The sequence below is a fragment of the Polyangium sp. 6x1 genome (assembly GCF_029946515.1).
Classification (GTDB): Bacteria; Myxococcota_A; Polyangia; order Polyangiales; family Polyangiaceae; genus Polyangium.
Genome location: NZ_JARZHH010000060.1, coordinates 1 through 16846 on the forward strand (window position 1 = coordinate 1; position 16846 = coordinate 16846).

Here is a 16846-nt window from a genome sequence, read left to right on the forward strand (position 1 = left end):
GGCGGCAGCGGCGGCGCAGGCGCAGGCGGCAGCGGCGGCGCAGGCGGCAGCGGCGGCGTGGGCGGCGGCGGCGGCGCAGGCGGGTCGGGGACGCCGGCGGGGCTCTTCGAGGCGCCGAACCCGTGGAACAAGGACGTCTCGGCCCTGCCGAAGAACGCGGAGTCGGACGCGATCACGGGCTGGCTCGCGGACAATGGCGGCTGGGGCGCAGGCGCGTTCCGGATCGATTTCAGCATCGAGCTGCTCCACGCCGACGCGAGCACCGAAATGCGCACGTTCGAGACGACGAACGATTTCTACTCGCCCGATTGCGAGCACGTCCCCTACCCCGTTCCGGCGGGCGGCGCACTCGAGGGCGAGCAAGGCTACGAGTGCACGACGGACGGCGATTGCCACCTGCTCGTGGTGCATCAGCCGACGAAGAAGCTTTACGAGATGTGGCGGGCAAACATCGTGGGCGGCACGTTCTACGGCGGCTGCGCGGTGACGTGGGACCTGACGAAGTCGTACCCGCCGAACCTGCGCGGCGAGGGCTGCACCTCGGCGGACGCGGGCGGCTTCCCCATCTCGGCGATGCTGTTCTCGGCCGACGAGGTGGCGGCCGGATCGATCGACCACGCGATCCGGTTCATCCTGCCGAACGCGCGCATTCGCGACAACGTATACGTGCATCCGGGCACGCACAGCACGGGCCCGACCTCCGGCGGCCCGAACGCGCCGCCCTACGGCGTGCGCTTCCGGCTGCGCGCGGATTACCCGCTCGACACGCTGCCGACCGAGGGCGCCCGCGTCGTCGCGCGAGGCCTGCAAAAATACGGCATGTTCCTGGCCGACGCGGGCAACATCGCGCTCACGGCGCAGAGCGATCGGTTCACGACCCACAAATGGGACGAGGTCGGCGTGGACTCATACGCGCTCGCGGACATCCAGCCCACGGACTTCGAAGTCGTCGACATGGGCGACCCGATCCAATGGAGCGGGGACTGCGAGCTGAACCCGCCGTGATCGGCGTCAGAGCATCTCGGGAAAAAGGCTGAAGCGATCCTCTCGGGAGGCGCCGCGCCGGGGCGCTGCCCCGAACCCCGCGGGGGCTGTTCGCCCCTCGACCCGAACCAGGGCCAGCCCTGGACCTTTCGTGGAAGAACTGCGCTGCGCGCAGTTCTTCCAACAGGCCGTTGATACCGCCTCGCCCGTTGAACCGTCAGCGCTGCCGTCTTGCTTGGCAGGATCACCCGCAGTCTTGACCTGGCCCGTTCGATGAACTGCGCATCGCGCAGTTCATCGACCCCGAGTCCAGCGCTTGCGCTGGTCCAGGTCCAGGAGCGGATAGCTCCTGGTGGGGCCTGGGGCAAAGCCCCAGCTACGCGCCTTCGAGCACCTCGAACCGAAGCCCCGCTGCCTTCAGCCGCTCGATCAGCGCGTCGCCCATGCCTGCGGCTGGGGTCACGACGCCGACGTGCGGCGGGAGGCGGTCCCGATCGAATGCGAGGCACAGTGCGCTCTCGGAGACCATCTTCGCGGTCTCCGTATAGCCGGGGTCTCCGCCGCTCACCCGCGTGAGCACGCGGCGGGTCGAGCTTCGGCCACGGAAGGTCACCTGGAACCAGCTTCGCGCTCGCTCCTCCGGGCTCGGGCCTTCGCCGGACGGGCGGAGGCGCGAGAGGAGCGCGCGTGTTGGGCCGAGCTGCGAGAGGGCCGCGACGGCGCCGATTCCGGCGGCCACGCCTGCGAGCTTGAGGGCCGAGGAGAACATGAGGTTGTGGCCATAGCGGAAGTCGGGGCCGTACGCGTCGAGCGCGCGGGCGCTGCGCAGCACGATCTGTGGGTCGATCGACGGCATGGGGCAGGCCCAGCCGCCGAGATCGGGCTCCTTGCGCACGCGGGGCCGGAGCTCCTCGACGACACGACCGCCGGGCAGCGGGTCCTTGGCCCACGGGCGCGCTTTTGCGGCGGCGGCGCCGGCGCCCATTTCGTTGAGCGCGGATTGCCATGTGCCGCCCGAGAACGTGCCGCCCATGCGGACGAACCCTTCGAGCGTGATGGGCTCGTCCTTGGGGAGCTTTTGCACCGTGAAGAGCGCGCCGAGGTCGTGCGGGATGCTGTCGAAGCCGCAGCAGCTCACGATGCGGAGGCCGGCCTTGCGGGCGTCCTCGTGGTAATGCTCGATCAGGCGGTTCACGAAGCGCGGCTCGCCCGTGATGTCGACGTAATCGGCGCCCTCGCGGACGCAGGCCTCGACGAGGGGCTCGCCGTAGAGGGCATAAGGCCCGACCGTGGTGAGAACGACCCGGGCGGATCGAGCCATGCGCGCGAGCGAGGCGGGATCGTCCGAGCTCGCCTCGATCACGGGTAGCCGGGAAGCGTCGGGCAGGACGCCTGCGAGCTCGCGCCGGACGCTGTCGAGCTTCTGGGCGCTGCGGCCCGCGAGGGCCCAGCGGAGGGGCGTTTTCCTCGACGTCTCGGCGAGGTAATGGGCGGCGAGGCGGCCGGTGAAGCCGGTCGCGCCGAAGAGGACCACGTCGTATTCGCGCTCGGTCGTCATGGGCGGCTCGATACCACGGCGAGCGCGCGGGCAGGAAGGGGCGTGCGAGCAGGCTGTTGAGAAACGCCGCGAGCGCCCTGGAGCTAGGGAGGAGGACGCAGGAATACAAGTGTATTCCGAGGACGACGACCGACGATCCAGGGCGCGCAGCAAGTTTCTCAACAGCCTGCTAGGCTTGCGCGCCATGAGCATCGAGCAGGCCGGAAAGCTCGTCGCGGAGGCGCGGTCGGCCCTGTTCATCACGGGCGCGGGCATCTCGGCGGCGTCGGGGATCCCCACGTACCGCGGCGTCGGCGGGCTCTACGGGGATCGCGCGACCGAGGAGGGGATGCCCATCGAAAAAGCGCTCTCCGGCCCGGTCTTCCGGCGCTCCCCGGAGCTCACGTGGAAGTACATCCACCAGATCGAACAAGCCTGCCGCGGCGCCTCGCCGAACGCCGCGCACGTGGCCCTCTCGCGCATCGAGGCGCGCCTGCCCCGAAGCTGGGTCCTCACGCAAAACGTCGACGGCTTCCACCGCGCCGCCGGCTCGCGCAACGTGATCGACATCCACGGCGACATCCACCGCCTGCTCTGCACCGGCTGCACATTCACCGAGGTCGTAGAGGACTACGCCCACCTCGCCCCCTGCCCTCGCTGCGCCGCCTGCGAAAAAGTGCTCCGCCCGGACGTCGTGCTCTTCGGCGAGATGCTGCCCATGGCAAAGCTCGAAGTCCTGCACCGCGAGCTCGATCGAGGCTTCGACGTCGTCATCTCGGTCGGCACGTCGAGCCTCTTCCCGTACATCGCCGAGCCCGTCCTCGAAGCGGCCAGGCGCGGCGTGCCTACGATCGAGGTGAACCCCGAACCAACGGTCATCTCGCACGCCGTGGCGCTTCGGCTCCCGATGGGCGCCGTGGAGGCGCTCGAAGGGATCTGGCGGGTCGTGGAGAGCAGGAAAGCGTAGCGCCGGGGTTTCACCCCGGACCCGACGAGGGGTTGTCCACCCCTCGACCCGGACCAGGGCCAGCCCTGGACCTCTGGGCATCGACTGCGCGAAGCGCAGTCGATGCGGGGAATTTTTTTGTAGCTGTCCGCCCCCCCTTTGCAGGGCCAGCCCTGGACCCCTGGTGCATCGACCGCGATGCGGTCGATGCAAGGGGCATCGGTGCCCCCTGAGGCGCCGCCGCATCGGCCTCCCGTCCTCAATCGAGGACCCGATCCCTCAGCCTTCCCGCACGTTTTCGTCCCCGACGCTGGCATGCCGGTTGCTCGATGCGCCGCGCTCGCCGACAATCGCGCGAGTTCTTGGAGCACCGCAAGTCGGTGCCGCGCTTGCGAGGAGAAGACATGCGAAACGTGAAGCAGATCCTGGTCGCTCTGGGGCTCGTGGCATTCCTGGCCGGCTGCAGCGACGGCGGCAACGAAAACACGGGCGGCGCAGGCGGCGACGGCGGAAGCGGCGCCGCAGGCGGCCAAGGCGGCGCAGGTGGCCAAGGCGGCGCAGGTGGCCAAGGCGGCGACGGCGGCAGCGTGGATCTGACGACGCTCTACAAGGCCGCCGTCGCCGACGCCGAGGTCGCAGAAGCCGACGAGATCTCCGACAAGCTGACCCCCATCCGCCCGGACAACGCAGACCTCGTCCTCGACGCAAACGGCCGCGTGAAGATGGTCACCTGGACCTCGTACAATGGCTACGACGCGCTCGTCGGCCAGGAGACGAACCTCGCCGTGGAAGTCTGGGTCTCGGCGGCGCCCCAGCTCGCCGACTTCTGCAAAGCGACCGGCCTCAAAGGCGCCGAGCTCGACCTGCGGATGGAGCAAAAGCTCGGCCTCCCGGCCGGCAACGGCAAGACCCGCGTCGTCGAGCTCTGGGTCCCGATGGACGGCATGTTCCGCCCCTCGCCCGACCCCGAGATCGACGACAACGTCGCCGATCTCGACTTCCCCGCCGGCACGCCGCAAGCGCACATCGACTGGATCGACAACCTGAAGATGACCTCGTACGGCGACCCCGGATACCCCTGGACGCGGCTCGGCTACACGTACGACTGGGCGCCGAGCGCGTCCGAAGTCGGCCTCAGCGAGTTCGTGATCCGCAAGGGCACGACCGTCGCGGTCGCGGCGGTGTCCGGGCAAGAGGAGTACTGCACGCCGTAACCGCCGGCGTCACCCCCACGTCCGCCACAGAAACAGCCCCACCACGATCACCACGAGCCCGACCGCGATCCCCCAGACGAGGCGCGCGCGGCTCTCGTCGTCCCGCTTCGGCTTGGACAGCGCGCGCTGTCCCTCACGCGGGGCGACCACCTCGATCTCCCGCCGTCCGGGTTTGTCCCCTGCCCGCGGCGGCAGCTCCTTCTTCTCCCCGAGCACCCGCAGCCACTCCGCGAGCGCGCCAATCTCCCGCGTGATCTGGTCGAGCTGCGTCTCGGTGTTGTCCGCGATCGTCCGCAGCACGGCCGGCTCGGCCTCGCCCCGCTGCTCCTGCGCCTCGCGCAGGATCGCCCCCAGGAGCGACAGCCGCTCCAGCACCTCGCGCATCGGCGTCATCTTGTCGCGCAGGCTCGTCACCTTCCGCGCCAGGCCGTCGATCCGCCCGAGCGCGTCTTCCAGATCGCGCAGCCGCTCCTGCTGGTAGGACGCGACGAACGCCTCGAGCGCCTTGCGCATGTCGTTCGCCGCCGAGAACCGCGCCTCCGTCTCGAACGAGAGCGCCTTGACGAGCACGTGGTAGAGCCCCTCCGGCATGTACGAAGGCCGCGCCGGCGGGTCGTACAGCGTCTTGGCGCGCCGCTCGATGATCTCGTGCACGCGCCCGTCGGTCGTCGCGGGGTACGGCACCGAGCCCGTCGCGAGCTCCCACAAAACCGAGCCGATCGAGTGCAGATCCGACGCGCCGCCCACCTTCTCGCCCGTCGACTGCTCCGGGCTCATGTACGCGGCCGTGCCCGCCGTGCCGGGCATGCCCACGAGCGAGAGCGAGTCGCTCTCGCCCTGCACCTGATCGAAGGCCCAGAGGCCGAGGTCGGTGATCTTGACGTCGTAGCCCTCGCGCTCGGGCACGTAGCGAACGAAGATGTTCGCCGGCGTGAGGTCGCGGTGGACGATGCGGTGGAAGTGCATCTTCGCCACGCCGCGCAGGACGGCGATGCCGATGCGCGCCACCTGCGCGGGCGGCAAGCGGCGCTCGATCGCAGGCAACGAGGCCACGACCTCGGCGAGCGTCTGCCAGGGGACGTACTCCAGCGCGAGGTAGGCCGGCGCGACGTCGTCGAAGCCGAGGACGTCCACGAAAAACTGCTTGTGCTGCGCGAGCATCTGCGCCGCGGCGACCTCGCGGCGGAACATCTCCTTGAGCGACGCCTCGAGCTCCGGGATGCCCTTCTGGATGACCTTCACCGCGACCCACGGCCGATCCTTCGAGGCCTGATCGTAGGCCCGGAAGACGGCGCCCATGCCGCCGCGGCCGAGCAGCTCGACGAAGAGATAACGGCCGCGCAGGACGTACGGCATCGCGGCCCAGCCCTCGGTGGGGCGAGGACGCTCGCAGGCGCAGGAGAGCTGCGAGCCATCCGTGAACGTCCGCCAGCACTCGTCGCAGACGAAGAGCAAGGGCGCGGCGGCGGCCGGGGTCGCGGTCGCGGAGGGTGGCGGGCCGTCGTAGAGGTGGGCGACGCCGGGGATGGCCTCGTTGCGGAAGAAGGGCGACGACGGGGCGCGCGGCGAGAGGGGCCGGGCGCGCATCGTGGGCCCGGGACGGCTCGGGGGTGGGCTCACGACCGCGGATCCGCCCTCGTCTGCCGGCCTTCGATCGTCCTCGCCCTTGTCGGTCGTCACGGGAAGAGCGCCTCGGCGAGCGAGTATCTCTTGCCCTAAGGCAGAAAGCACGGCCGTTTTTCCACGCGCGGCGCGCCTCCCGGTCAGGCGCGCGCGCGCCGGAACGAGCCGTCGTACGCGGAGAGCGGCGGGTAGCCGATCGGCGTCGTCGTGTCCCAGGCGAGCAGGCGCTCTCGGTAGGCGGCGAGCATGCGGACGCGATCCTCCTCGGTGGTGCGCGCGGGCGCCCAGGCGACGAAGGGCGGCAGCACGTCGAAGCCGACGTACCGGAAAATGCCCTGATTGACGGGCGCGAGCAGCATGTTCATGTCGCCGGCGAGGCCGGTCTCTTCGTACATCGTCGCGGGCCCGCCCGTGGTGATGGAGGCCATGGCCCGCTTGCCGCGCATCGTGCCGTGGTCGTACCACCGGCCCGCGCCGTAGATGCGCTGGAACGCGAACACCCGATCGACCCAGCCCTTCAGGATCGCGGGCATCGAGAACCACCACATCGGGAACTGAAAGATCAGCGCGTCGCAGCCGACGAGCTTTTCCATCTCGGCCTGCACCGCGGGCGAAAAACCGTTCGTCTCGACCGCGTGGGCCTCCTCGATCTGCTGCTTGAAGACGACGGGATCCTTGCGGCCCGTGAAGTTGTGCGGACCCGAGACGGGATCCCAGCCCATCGCGTAGAGATCCGACACGACGACGTCGTGCCCGCCGCCCTCGAACGTCTCGACGGCGAGGCGCGTCAGGGCGGCGTTGAAGCTCTTCGGCTCCGGGTGCGCGTGAACGATGAACACCTTCATGGCGTGGCGCTCCTTCAAGAAAGATGGCGACCCCCCCCGGGGGCGCCACGCGCATCGTATCAGCGGAAGAAGTCGAAGCTCGTCCCGAGCCCTCGTTCGCGCGCGGCCGCATGCACGACCCGCGCGAGCGCGACGTCTTGCACGGCGAGCCCCGTCGAATCGAACACCGTGATCCGCGCGCCCTCGCGTCCCGGTCGCTTGCCCGCGAGGACCTCGCCGAGCGTCGCGTGGATCTGCTCGCGGCGGAGCACGCCCGTTTCCAGGGGGACGTTCACCTCGCCGCTGTGCGTGGCCTGCTCCCAGTCGTCGATGACGACGCGCCCCTCGACGAGGATCGCGGGATCGAGCTCCTGCTTGCCGTGCGCATCCGCGCCGATCGCATTGACGTGCGCGCCGTCCTTCACCCAGGCGCGCATCACGACGGGCGCGCGCGCCGGCGTCGAGGCGTTCACCACGTCGGCGCCCGAGGCCTCCGCGATCGACACGACGCGCCCGCGCGCCTCCTCGGCGAACGCACGCGCGGCGTGCTCGGAGACGTCGGCGCAGAGCACCTCGAACGTGTCGCCGTAGACGGCGCGATGCGCTTCGAGCAGCGTGCGCGCCTGCACGCCGCACCCGACGAACCCCACGGTCTTCGGCGCACGCGGGGCGAGGTGCTTCGAGGCGATCGCGGCGGCGGCACCGGTGCGCACGGCCGTGAGGAGCGTGGCATCCATGACGGCGAGGGGCAGCGCGGTCGCGGGATCCGTGAGGATGTACATGCCCATGACGGCGGGCAGATCGAAGCGCGCGGGGTTCTCCGGGTGGGAGTTCACCCACTTGACGCCCGCGGCGCCGTCCACGTACGCGGGCATCGCGCGCAGGTCGCCGTGGTAGGCGTCGAGCTCGAGGTAGACCTTCGGCGGCATGAGCGCGCGGCCTTCGCCGTGCGCCGTGAAGGCGGCTTCGACCGCGGCGATGGCGGCCTCCATCGAGAGGAGCTGTCGGACGTCGGAGCGCGAGAGGAGGATGGTCTGGTGCGGAGGCATGGGAGGCCGGCGATATAGATCAGCGGGCGACCTGCTTCCATCACCCGGCGCGGATCAAGGGGCCGGCTTGGCGGCGCGGGAGGCGCGAAGGTTCGCGAGCGCCCCGCCCCAGGCAACAACCTGGTCGAGCATGCCGGAGACCACCTTCGCGTGATGATCGGCCGGCTTGAAAACGGAAAAGTTCTCGAAGTCGGTGCGAAGCGAGAGCGCGACCTGGTTGCGGACGTGGGCGACCTGGAGCTCGGACAGCACGAGGCGGAGCTGCTCGACGGCGCGGGTCCCGCCGGCGCTGCCATAAGCGACGAAGCCGGCGGCCTTGTCGTTCCATTCGCGGTAGAGGAAATCGATCGCGTTCTTCAGGGCGCCCGAGGGGCCGTGGTTGTATTCGGGCGTGACGAAGACGTACGCGTCGAAGGAGGCGATCTTCGCGCTCCAGGCCTTCGTATGATCCTTCGTGTATTTTCCGAGCGACGGGGGATGGGGTTCGTCGAGGAGCGGGAGGCCGTAGTCCGCGATGTCGACGAGCTCGAAGGTCGCGTCGGTGCGCTTGACGGCGAGGTCGTGGACCCAGCGGGCGACGGCCTCGGCTTTGCGTCCAGGGCGCGTGCTGCCGATGAGGATGGCGACTCGAATCATGAGGGTCGATCTCCAGGGATTGAGGAGGGGGAGGATGGCACGGAAGCGGCGGGGTTGCTGCAGTTGCCGCTTCCGTGGGGTCGACGGACGCCCTCACCTTGCTTCGGCGAGCGCGCCCTCGATCTCCGCCGCGCCATGACCCAGCGCGTAGAGGCCGTTCGAGTAGCCCTTCGCGAGATGCTCGTACACGTCTTGCCCTCGATGGCGGACGAGGTACGCCTTGGCTCCCTCCCCATCGATCTGCGTGTAGTACGCCATGAGCTCGATGCGGTCCCCCATCAGTGACTTCGCCTGGCGGAGTTCCTTCCCGGACAGCAGAAGCGGCATGTCGAGCAGCCGCAGGAGAAGCTGCCTGGCTTGTGTTTCATCCTCGAAGCTGAAACGGCCGAGCGCGGCATCTCCGACATAATCGACGAGCGTGATGCGCATGTCCTCGTCCTCGCTGACGTACGCCTCCTGCAGGGCGGAATCCGAAAGGAACCGCCCTGCAATCGCCAGCATGTCCTTCCCCGCGAAGATCGCCTCGAGCTTGCCGTCGAGATCGGCGGGGAAAAGCGTCCTTTTCTTGAGATCATTGTAGGCATGGAGCTGCTCCCGGAGGGCCGGGGAGAGCGACCTCTCTTCCTTCTCCGGAGGCGGGGTGAGCCTCGCCGCCGGCGCGGAGCGGGGAGCGGGTGCCGGAGGCGGAGGAGAGCCGACCTCGACGGTGTCCTTCGGCGCGACGCCGACCGGCGTGAGTTCGTCGTCGCCTTGGAGCCATGCCACGCCCACCGCGACGAGCCCGACGACGCCGAGAATGCGGGCACGACGGGGCTTCATGGTTCGCTCCTCGTGGACACCTCGGGCACGGCGCCTCCGAGATCCATCGTCTCCCGGAGCATCTTGCGGTAGTAAAGATCGACGAATGCCTGGTCGAACTGGTACCTGGCGGATCCATTCAGGTACCCCTCGGCGACCACGATGTTCTCGACCGGATCGTTCGAGGCCGGGGTGATGTTGTACACCTTGCCGAAGAAGAGATCGTCGTGGGTGCGTGCAATGGGATCGAACGCTCCGTCCTTCTTGACGAGCGACTCGCCCGCCTTCACCTCCAGCGCGGGTTTGACCACGCCCTCCGCGGTGACCATCGGGTGATTGAGCGTGACGCGCAGGCGGCCTCCGCTCTCCATGTCGAACGTCCGCACGACCTCGGAGGCGTCCCGCCAGGAGCGGCTATAGGATTCGACGGGGAGCGTTTGAAAGAGGAGCCCCTCGAGCGTGGAATCGCGCCGGAGCGTCACCACGTTCGAGAGCAGACGCTCGGTCGCGTCGACGATCGGGACGTACCCCTCCTCGAAAAGGATACGCTGCTCGGGCGTGTAGCAGGAGACCACGCAGAAAGCTTTGATCTCCCAGCCGTCGCAGGAGGGCATCTGCGTAGCGGAAGCGAGCGCGTGCCTGCTCACGGACCCGATCCCGAGGAATCCCAAATGGGCCAGGCTCAGGGACGGGGCGAGAGGTCCCTTCCAGCTATCCGTTGCCGCGTTGTGAACGAGCGCGTATTGGTTCATGCCCTCGAACACGTCGATCAGTGATTTCTTGTCAGGAAAGCACTGCCTGGCCCACTCGTTCCGCCGGTGCCCCTGCTCCGGGTCGAGGCTGTCTTCTCCGCACCTCTGCAGGATGACGGTGTAGGATTCGTCCCCGCGCGCTGGCCTCGCTTGCAGCAGCAGCGTCCCGGCCACCAGGACGAGCCCATGAATCGTCGCCACATTGCGTATCATTGCTCTCTCCTCTCGAACGGTGAGCGACTGCAGCCGCCATCAAGGGCTCGAAGGATCGCAGGGGAGGTACGCCATGACGCGGGACGACGGGTCGTCCTGCACGTTGTGGATCGGAACGTATCCGAAGCTTCGGAGCTTTCCGAGGGACTCCTGCGGCAAGGTCCCGGCGAAGAAAGCCGAGAGCCTGCGCTGCTCACAGCCGTCCGGAGTCACGAGCGAGGGGACCACGGCGGGCGGGATCTTCGCTTGCGCCTGAAAGCTGCCGACCTCCTGGTAGGTCCCATTCACGTGGACCTCGAATTCACGCGACGAGGCCGCGCCGCGCACCGCGAAGCTCCTGCCGGTGCCGACCGCGACCCGCGCCCGGCCAGGGTCCATGGTAAAACCCTCCTGCGCCACGAACTCCACCTCGATCGCAGGCGCAATTCCAGCGAAATTCCCGGGCGACCAGACGACCTGCACGTAGGCGTTCCCCGCGTCGTCCCGGCTGCCATAGGCGTAGAGGCCGGGCTCCGGCCGAGCCGTCACGCACTGCCGCCACGCTTCGATCGTGTTCGCGTCCCGGATGTACGAGGTGTACGCGCTCGTGAAGGAGGAGCTTTGGCTCCAGTCCGAAGAGCTCGCCGAAGCGTTCAGGCTACGCATGTGGCGATAGAGCTCTCCGAATTGCTGGCGCGTGAGCTTGCGCTCGTCGGCGCCACTACCGTTCACGTCGAAGAGGCCGAACACCGAGAGGCCCCCGCCGCCGCCCGCCCGGTGCGCCTCGTCGTGGTAATTCGAATACCTCTGGTAGGCGTCGTTTTCATTCATCGACAGGAAGGTTTGCCAGATGATCGTACGGGCATTGCTGGCGGAGGCATCTTGCGAGCTGATCCTGTTGAACAGGTCTCCTTCCAGGACGTTCGCGCAGTGGTCGTAGGCGCCCGCGAAAAGCTCCACCAGACCGGTCTCCTCGTCCGTCTCGGGGGCCGGTGCACATCCCGTGGAGGCGCAAAGCGCGGAGAGCCCGAGGCCTGCGATCCGGTTCATGTGCGCTGTCGACGGCTTGAATCGATTGTGGTGTGTCATGGCCACAGGGGGAGCAACGTCCGTACCCCCGCGCCGAGGCATGTTCACGACGACGATGCGCGCGGTTCGTCATGAAATGCCCCCGGACGATCTGTCCCGTACGACGCGCGCGCGACAAACGCTGTCGGGGGCATGCAAGAGCGACGCAGACATGGCGTCAATCTGCCCAGGACTCGCCCGCGCGTGCTCTGCATCCGCCGTCCGCGAAGGATCCACCGGGCGGCCGCGCATCCCGACCATGCTGCGGAGCACGGACTCCCCCATGAAGGTCGTCGGAACCATATTCAATCTTTCGCTCCTTCGGCGGACGCTCACCAAAACGTCGCCATTGGGAGGAGCGTGCGCGGCGTAACGATCCATGGGCGGAGGCCGTTGCGGCTCCCCGCCGCCCTCACCGTCGCGGCTCCAAACGCCCGGTCGCCCTCGCGTCACCGTCTCCCGCGCCCGTTCGCGCGTTCGAACACCCACGCGTCACCGTCGCCAGCGGCCGCTCGAAGGCTCGATCCCCCTCGCGCCCCCGTCACCAGCGGCCGACCGAACCTTCGATCACCCACGCGTCACCGTCGCCAGCGGCCGCTCGAATGCTCGATCCCGCTCGCGCCCCCGTCACCAGCGACCGACCAAGCCATCGATCACCCACGCGTCACGTTCACCCGACCCCGTTCGAACGTTCGATCACCCTCGCGCGCCAAAAACCTGCGCCTCGTGGCGGGTCGCGGGGGGCGGAGGCGGACGCGGCGGGCGCCCACGGGGCTCGCTGGAATCCTTCGAGCAGGGGCGCAGAATCGCGAATTGAGAGCGGTGTTTGACGAGATCGGTATCGCTCGGGGTGAGGGGCGCGCGCGGAGCCTCCCTCACCCTCCCTGGATGAGCCGCGCGAGCTCCTCCGCCGCGCGTGCGCCCTGGGAGGCGGCGCCCTCCATGTGCCCCTGGAAATCGAGCGATGTGTGCTCGCCGCAGAAGAGCACCCCGCCCTGGCGAGCCGCCTCGTAGCCGCCGAACAGGACCCGCTGCCCCACGCGATAATAAGAATACGACGCCTCGTAGAGCGGGTTCAAATGCGGAATCGATTGCGTCGCTCTCCCGTTCCAGTACGTAAAACTTCCTGGCAGGGCCTTTTCCAGCCAGCCGAGCCCCGCGCGCGTATCCGCGAGGACGCCCGCGTCCTTGACGGTGGCGAAAGGCATTCGCGTCGACATCGCGTCCGTCACGGCCCCGCCGGTGTACACGACGAGGAGCCCGGGCTCGCCCGGCTGGGCGCGGCTGACCTCCCAGGTGTTCTGGTAGCCGGTATCGGCATACGTGGATCCATCGCTCCGGCCTGGCCAGGCGCCCTCGTCGCGCCAGTAGCGGCGCGAAAACTGGAGGTGAAGCTTGCCATTGTGCCCCCGGCCGAGCTCCGCGATCGCGAGGCGCTTGCGCGCGTCGAAACCGGCGTCCCCGAGGTCGAGGGTGCGCAAGGCGGCAAACGGGAGAGCGAGGACGACCCAATCGGCCACGACGTCGATCGCGCCCGGCCCTCGTTGAAAGGTGAGGACCTGCCTCCCCGCCGGGCTCTCGCGCAGGCGGAGGAGCCGATGCCCGCGCTTCACGGCGTCTGGACCGAGCTCCTCGGCGATGGCCATGGGGATCTGCTGGTTGCCGCCTTGGATGTGATGCGATTCGTCGGATTCGCCGAACATGGAGAAATGGTCGGGCTCTGGCTGGTGGCCGAGCAGGTAAACGAGGTTCAGGGCGGACTGATCCCGTGAATCGGCGCCCCACTCGATGACGTAGGCCACGTCGAGGAGCTTCCCGAGCGGCGAGCCGTGCCCGCCCGGGACCCGCGAGGCGATCCAGTCGAACACGCTCATTTGATCGAGCGCGCGCCCCGCGGGTGTCGCGCGGTCGTAGGTGGTGATCTCGCCCGCGGCGCGCAGATCCGAAAGGAGAGCGGGGTAGACACGCGCGAAATCGCGCTCGGCCTCGGCGACGGGGTAATAACGGCCGCCGAAGAAATACGTATTCTCCAGGCCGGACGGCTTTGCGCCCTCCAGGCTGTCCACGGTCAGGCCGAATCGGCGCGCGAGGGCGAACAGGGTGCGGTTGTTGCTATCGATGAGCTCACCGCACCACTCGCTGACTTGATCCGCGTCCCAGGACGTGGTGTTGGAAAACATGCGCCCGCCGATGCGGCCGGAGGCCTCGTAGACCGTGGCCGAGAGGCCGCGATCGCGCAGCACGAGGGCGCACGTCAGGCCGGCGATGCCACCGCCGACGATGGCGATGGTTGGGTTGTCCGCGGCGCGCAGCGCGCGCGGGAGGGCGAGGGTCGAGGCCCCCGCGGCCGCGGCGCCGAGGAAGCGGCGGCGATCGAGAAAAATCCCACGGCCGGCATCCCGTTCGCGAGCTTCCGCGCGCGCCTCGCGCAGCGCGGCGGGCGTGAGCCCTCGCGCGCGCGCCGCGCGGAGCTCCGAGGCCAGCTTCTCCAGCGATCGTAAAAGTGGTGTCCGCGCCATGAGCGCCCTCCCAGCGGAATGGCTGGCGCCCAGGCGGGCTCATGTCACGCGCTTGCGCGCGACGGCGTGGAGACGCTAGCGTCATCGGCGCCGCGCGGCCCGTGAAGCGGCCGGAGATCCGTGATCGCACGGACGACCGGAGATTCCCGCTCCTTCAGGGCTGCGGGCCGCACGCGGCGGAAGGCTTGTAGAAGTGCACCGGCTCGCCGGCGCGATTGACCAGAATGAAGACGTTGTACGCCTTCAGGTAGCGCCATCGCCCGAAGGTCCCCTGCGGGCATGCAGCGCTCGGCGCGCCGTCGGCCGAGACGGGCGCCACGGTCTTCGTCGCGAGCGCAATGCGGAGCGGAGCCCCGCCCGACCAGACGTAAATCGCGTCCTCCGCAGGAACGATGTCGGCGCCCGGCCCCTGGGCCATCGGCACCACAAGCGGCCACTCCGACGTCACCTCCGGACCGCCGTCGGTCTTCACGTCGATGACGTTCACAATCGGGTCGCCCACCTGGTCGTAGGTGATGCCGAACGCGAAGAACAGCGAGCGACGCGCGTCGAAGACGCCACGCTTGTAGCCGCCGCGCTTGCCCAGGTTCTGATTCACCTTGGTCCACTTGTCCTCGGCGACCGAGTATTTCAAAAGGCCAAGATCATCGACCGTCCAGACCGTCCCCGTCGCCGGGTCGTAATCGGTTCCCATCCAGAAGTGGCCGGCCGCTTCCGCAGGGAGCGTGTCGCCAGGGTCGGCGAGGTGCCAGGCGGCCGCGCCGAGATCGAGCCGCCACGTGCGTTGCGAAGAGTTGCCCAGCGGCGCGGTCGAGCCGCCCCACGCCAAGATTTCATTCTTGTCGCCGAGAAACGCGAGCCCGTCGTACGTGTGGCGAGAATTCGGCTGACCGTCCTCGAGGGGATCGGTCCCCAGATCCGCCGCCGTCAACTTGCTCGGCTGCGTGACGAGGCTCCAGGTCATCGATGCCGGGTCGAAGACGTACACCTCGTTGCCACCGTAATCGTTGTGCCCGCCGCCCCACGCGAACAAGCGGCTCCCGTCGGTGACCGCGCCCCCCCAGCCCTCGACGACGGCGTCGCAGCCGGACGTGAGCTTCAGGTCCGGGTTCTGGACCGTATGACAATACGCGCTGAACGTCGTCGCCGTCGCGCCAGCGAGCGCTCCCTCGCCCGCCGTGGCCCACGAATCCGCGGGCATCTCGATGAGAGCTTTTTCGAATGCCGTCTTGTCGCCGCTCGCGCAGGACAGGTTCGGCGGCGGATCTGCGTCGCCAGGACCGGCGTCGTCCACCACTCCCCCGCCATTCCCGCCGCTCCCGCCGTTCCCGCCGTTCCCGCCCGAGCCCGGGTCGTTCGGCGATGACGGAGAGGACGTGCAGGCGCCCGTGGCGATGAGCAGGAGAGCAAAAAAGGAGAGCTTGTGGTTCAAAGATAAGCGCATTGGAATCTCCCGATGGAGGTGGAATGACGAGCGCACACGCGGATGGGCGTGCGTCGATATCGAGGCGATTTGGCCCCCCATCGGCTTCCAAAGTCAAGGTGGCGAGGAAGCGGGGCCGAGAGGATGGCTTTGTTTGCTTCTCAGAGCGCGGCTTCGATCGCCTGCACGACCTCGGGCGACTCGGGCGTCACGCGCGGCGAGAAGCGCGCGCGGACCGCGCCGTCGCGGCCGACGAGGAACTTTTCGAAGTTCCAGGAGACGTCCGAGCCTCCGCCCGCTTTGCTGCCGATGAGCCATTGATAGAGCGGGCTGCGCTCTGCGCCGTTCACGTCCTGCTTGGCGAGGAGCGGAAAATCGACGCCGTAGGTCGTCGAGCAGAACTGAGCGATCTCCGTGGCCGTCCCCGGCTCTTGCCCGAGGAACTGGTTGCAGGGCACGCCGACCACGAGGAAGCCGCGCTCGTGGTAACGCTCTTGCAGCTTCACCAGCCCCTCGTACTGCGGGGTGAGGCCGCAGCGGCTGGCGACGTTGACGAAGAGCACGACCTTGCCCGACAGCTCTTCGAGGGGGAGCGGCCCGCCGTCGAGCCTCTGGAGCGAGAGCTCCTGCATGGAGGTCGGCCCGCCTTCGGGGGCCTTGCCGTACACCGCGCGGTTCACCACGCCTACGAGTTTATTGAGCATGGGGATCGCAATACCCGAGGTCGGGCCGCGACGCCAGAGGCTCCCCATGGCAGCGGCGGAAGCGCGAGCGGACGCGGAAGCGGGAGCAAGGGCGGCCGCCGCCGCGACGGACGACCGGGGGGGTCGCTGTAATCCTTCGGGGGGGCGTGCGTCAGCGGAGGCGAAGGCTAGCGTGAACGCGGAGTCCGCGCGAAGAACCGATGCCACGCAACCATGTGAAACCGCAAGGAAAGGAGCTCGAAGTCGACGCATGAAGACCACCCTGGGCCTGCTCGCCCTGCTGTTCACGTCCGCTTGCAGCGGACCGGAGGTCCCTTCGGCCTTCCAGCCCGAGTCTCCCGCGTCTCCCGCGGCGTCCCCGGCCCCCCGGCCCCCCGTCGCGGCGGTCCTCGTGGCCTCGGATCCGCTGGAAGCCGACGTCTGCGCCCCCGGCAAGCCCTGCGTCCTCCCCGGCTCCCAGGGCGCCTCCCAGGGCGGCGACGGGCCTCCGCACGGCGGCCACCCGCACGGAAACCACGGGGGGCACGATCACGGCGGCCACAGCGGCCACAGCGGCCACCCGCATTGACCGAGGGAA

15 protein-coding genes are annotated in these 16846 nt (G+C 68.8%); 4 read left to right on the forward strand and 11 right to left on the reverse strand.

Annotation, left to right across the window (positions count from 1 at the left end):
- Positions 1–1005, forward strand: a 1005-nt coding sequence (locus QHF85_RS37790) for a hypothetical protein (RefSeq protein WP_281332277.1), incomplete at its 5' end; no start/stop codon positions are given.
- 355 nt (positions 1006–1360) lie between these two features.
- On the opposite strand, the gene QHF85_RS37795 is transcribed toward QHF85_RS37790, so the two are convergent.
- Positions 1361–2542, reverse strand: coding sequence for a saccharopine dehydrogenase NADP-binding domain-containing protein (locus QHF85_RS37795; RefSeq protein WP_281332278.1), 1182 nt, complete (start codon positions 2540–2542; stop codon positions 1361–1363).
- Positions 2543–2726: 184 nt separating this feature from the next.
- Here QHF85_RS37795 and QHF85_RS37800 point away from each other — a divergent pair, with 184 nt between their 5' ends.
- Together QHF85_RS37800 and QHF85_RS37805 are read left to right on the forward strand one after the other, a co-directional pair.
- Positions 2727–3488 carry an NAD-dependent deacylase gene (locus QHF85_RS37800; RefSeq protein WP_281332279.1) on the forward strand — a complete coding sequence of 254 codons (762 nt, stop codon included), beginning with the start codon at positions 2727–2729 and terminating at the stop codon, positions 3486–3488.
- Between the two features lie 383 nt (positions 3489–3871).
- On the forward strand, positions 3872–4681 hold the full coding sequence (locus tag QHF85_RS37805) for a hypothetical protein (RefSeq protein ID WP_281332280.1): 810 nt from the start codon (positions 3872–3874) through the stop codon (positions 4679–4681).
- Positions 4682–4690: 9 nt separating this feature from the next.
- Here QHF85_RS37805 and QHF85_RS37810 read toward each other — a convergent pair whose 3' ends face one another.
- From QHF85_RS37810 to QHF85_RS37855, 10 genes are all read right to left on the reverse strand, one after another.
- Positions 4691–6361: a protein kinase gene (locus QHF85_RS37810; RefSeq protein WP_281332281.1), complete on the reverse strand. Its 1671-nt coding sequence runs from the start codon at positions 6359–6361 to the stop codon at positions 4691–4693.
- Between the two features lie 83 nt (positions 6362–6444).
- Positions 6445–7149 carry an NAD(P)H-dependent oxidoreductase gene (locus QHF85_RS37815; protein ID WP_281332282.1) on the reverse strand — a complete coding sequence of 235 codons (705 nt, stop codon included), beginning with the start codon at positions 7147–7149 and terminating at the stop codon, positions 6445–6447.
- A gap of 59 nt (positions 7150–7208) precedes the next feature.
- Positions 7209–8177: an ornithine cyclodeaminase family protein gene (locus QHF85_RS37820; protein WP_281332283.1), complete on the reverse strand. Its 969-nt coding sequence runs from the start codon at positions 8175–8177 to the stop codon at positions 7209–7211.
- A 54-nt stretch (positions 8178–8231) separates the two neighbouring features.
- Positions 8232–8813: an NAD(P)H-dependent oxidoreductase gene (locus QHF85_RS37825; protein WP_281332284.1), complete on the reverse strand. Its 582-nt coding sequence runs from the start codon at positions 8811–8813 to the stop codon at positions 8232–8234.
- A gap of 93 nt (positions 8814–8906) precedes the next feature.
- A complete protein-coding gene (locus tag QHF85_RS37830; RefSeq protein WP_281332285.1) occupies positions 8907–9632 on the reverse strand; it encodes a hypothetical protein in 726 nt (241 codons plus the stop codon).
- Entirely contained in the window at positions 9629–10576 is a 948-nt protein-coding gene (locus QHF85_RS37835) for a hypothetical protein (protein ID WP_281332286.1), read from the reverse strand. The genes QHF85_RS37830 and QHF85_RS37835 overlap by 4 nt, the downstream gene beginning before the upstream one ends.
- Positions 10577–10615: 39 nt before the next feature.
- The gene (locus tag QHF85_RS37840) at positions 10616–11605 is read right to left on the reverse strand and encodes a hypothetical protein (protein ID WP_281332287.1); all 990 of its coding nucleotides are present in this window, start codon (positions 11603–11605) and stop codon (positions 10616–10618) included.
- An 893-nt stretch (positions 11606–12498) separates the two neighbouring features.
- On the reverse strand, positions 12499–14142 hold the full coding sequence (locus tag QHF85_RS37845) for an NAD(P)/FAD-dependent oxidoreductase (protein ID WP_281332288.1): 1644 nt from the start codon (positions 14140–14142) through the stop codon (positions 12499–12501).
- A 154-nt stretch (positions 14143–14296) separates the two neighbouring features.
- Entirely contained in the window at positions 14297–15586 is a 1290-nt protein-coding gene (locus QHF85_RS37850; protein ID WP_281332289.1) for a hypothetical protein, read from the reverse strand.
- Between the two features lie 140 nt (positions 15587–15726).
- Positions 15727–16197 (reverse strand): glutathione peroxidase, encoded by a 471-nt coding sequence (locus QHF85_RS37855; RefSeq protein ID WP_348652793.1) that lies wholly within the window; start codon positions 16195–16197, stop codon positions 15727–15729.
- Between the two features lie 322 nt (positions 16198–16519).
- On the opposite strand from QHF85_RS37855, the gene QHF85_RS37860 reads away from it, so the two are divergent.
- On the forward strand, positions 16520–16837 hold the full coding sequence (locus QHF85_RS37860) for a hypothetical protein (protein ID WP_281332291.1): 318 nt from the start codon (positions 16520–16522) through the stop codon (positions 16835–16837).
- The last annotated feature ends 9 nt before the right edge of the window (positions 16838–16846 follow it).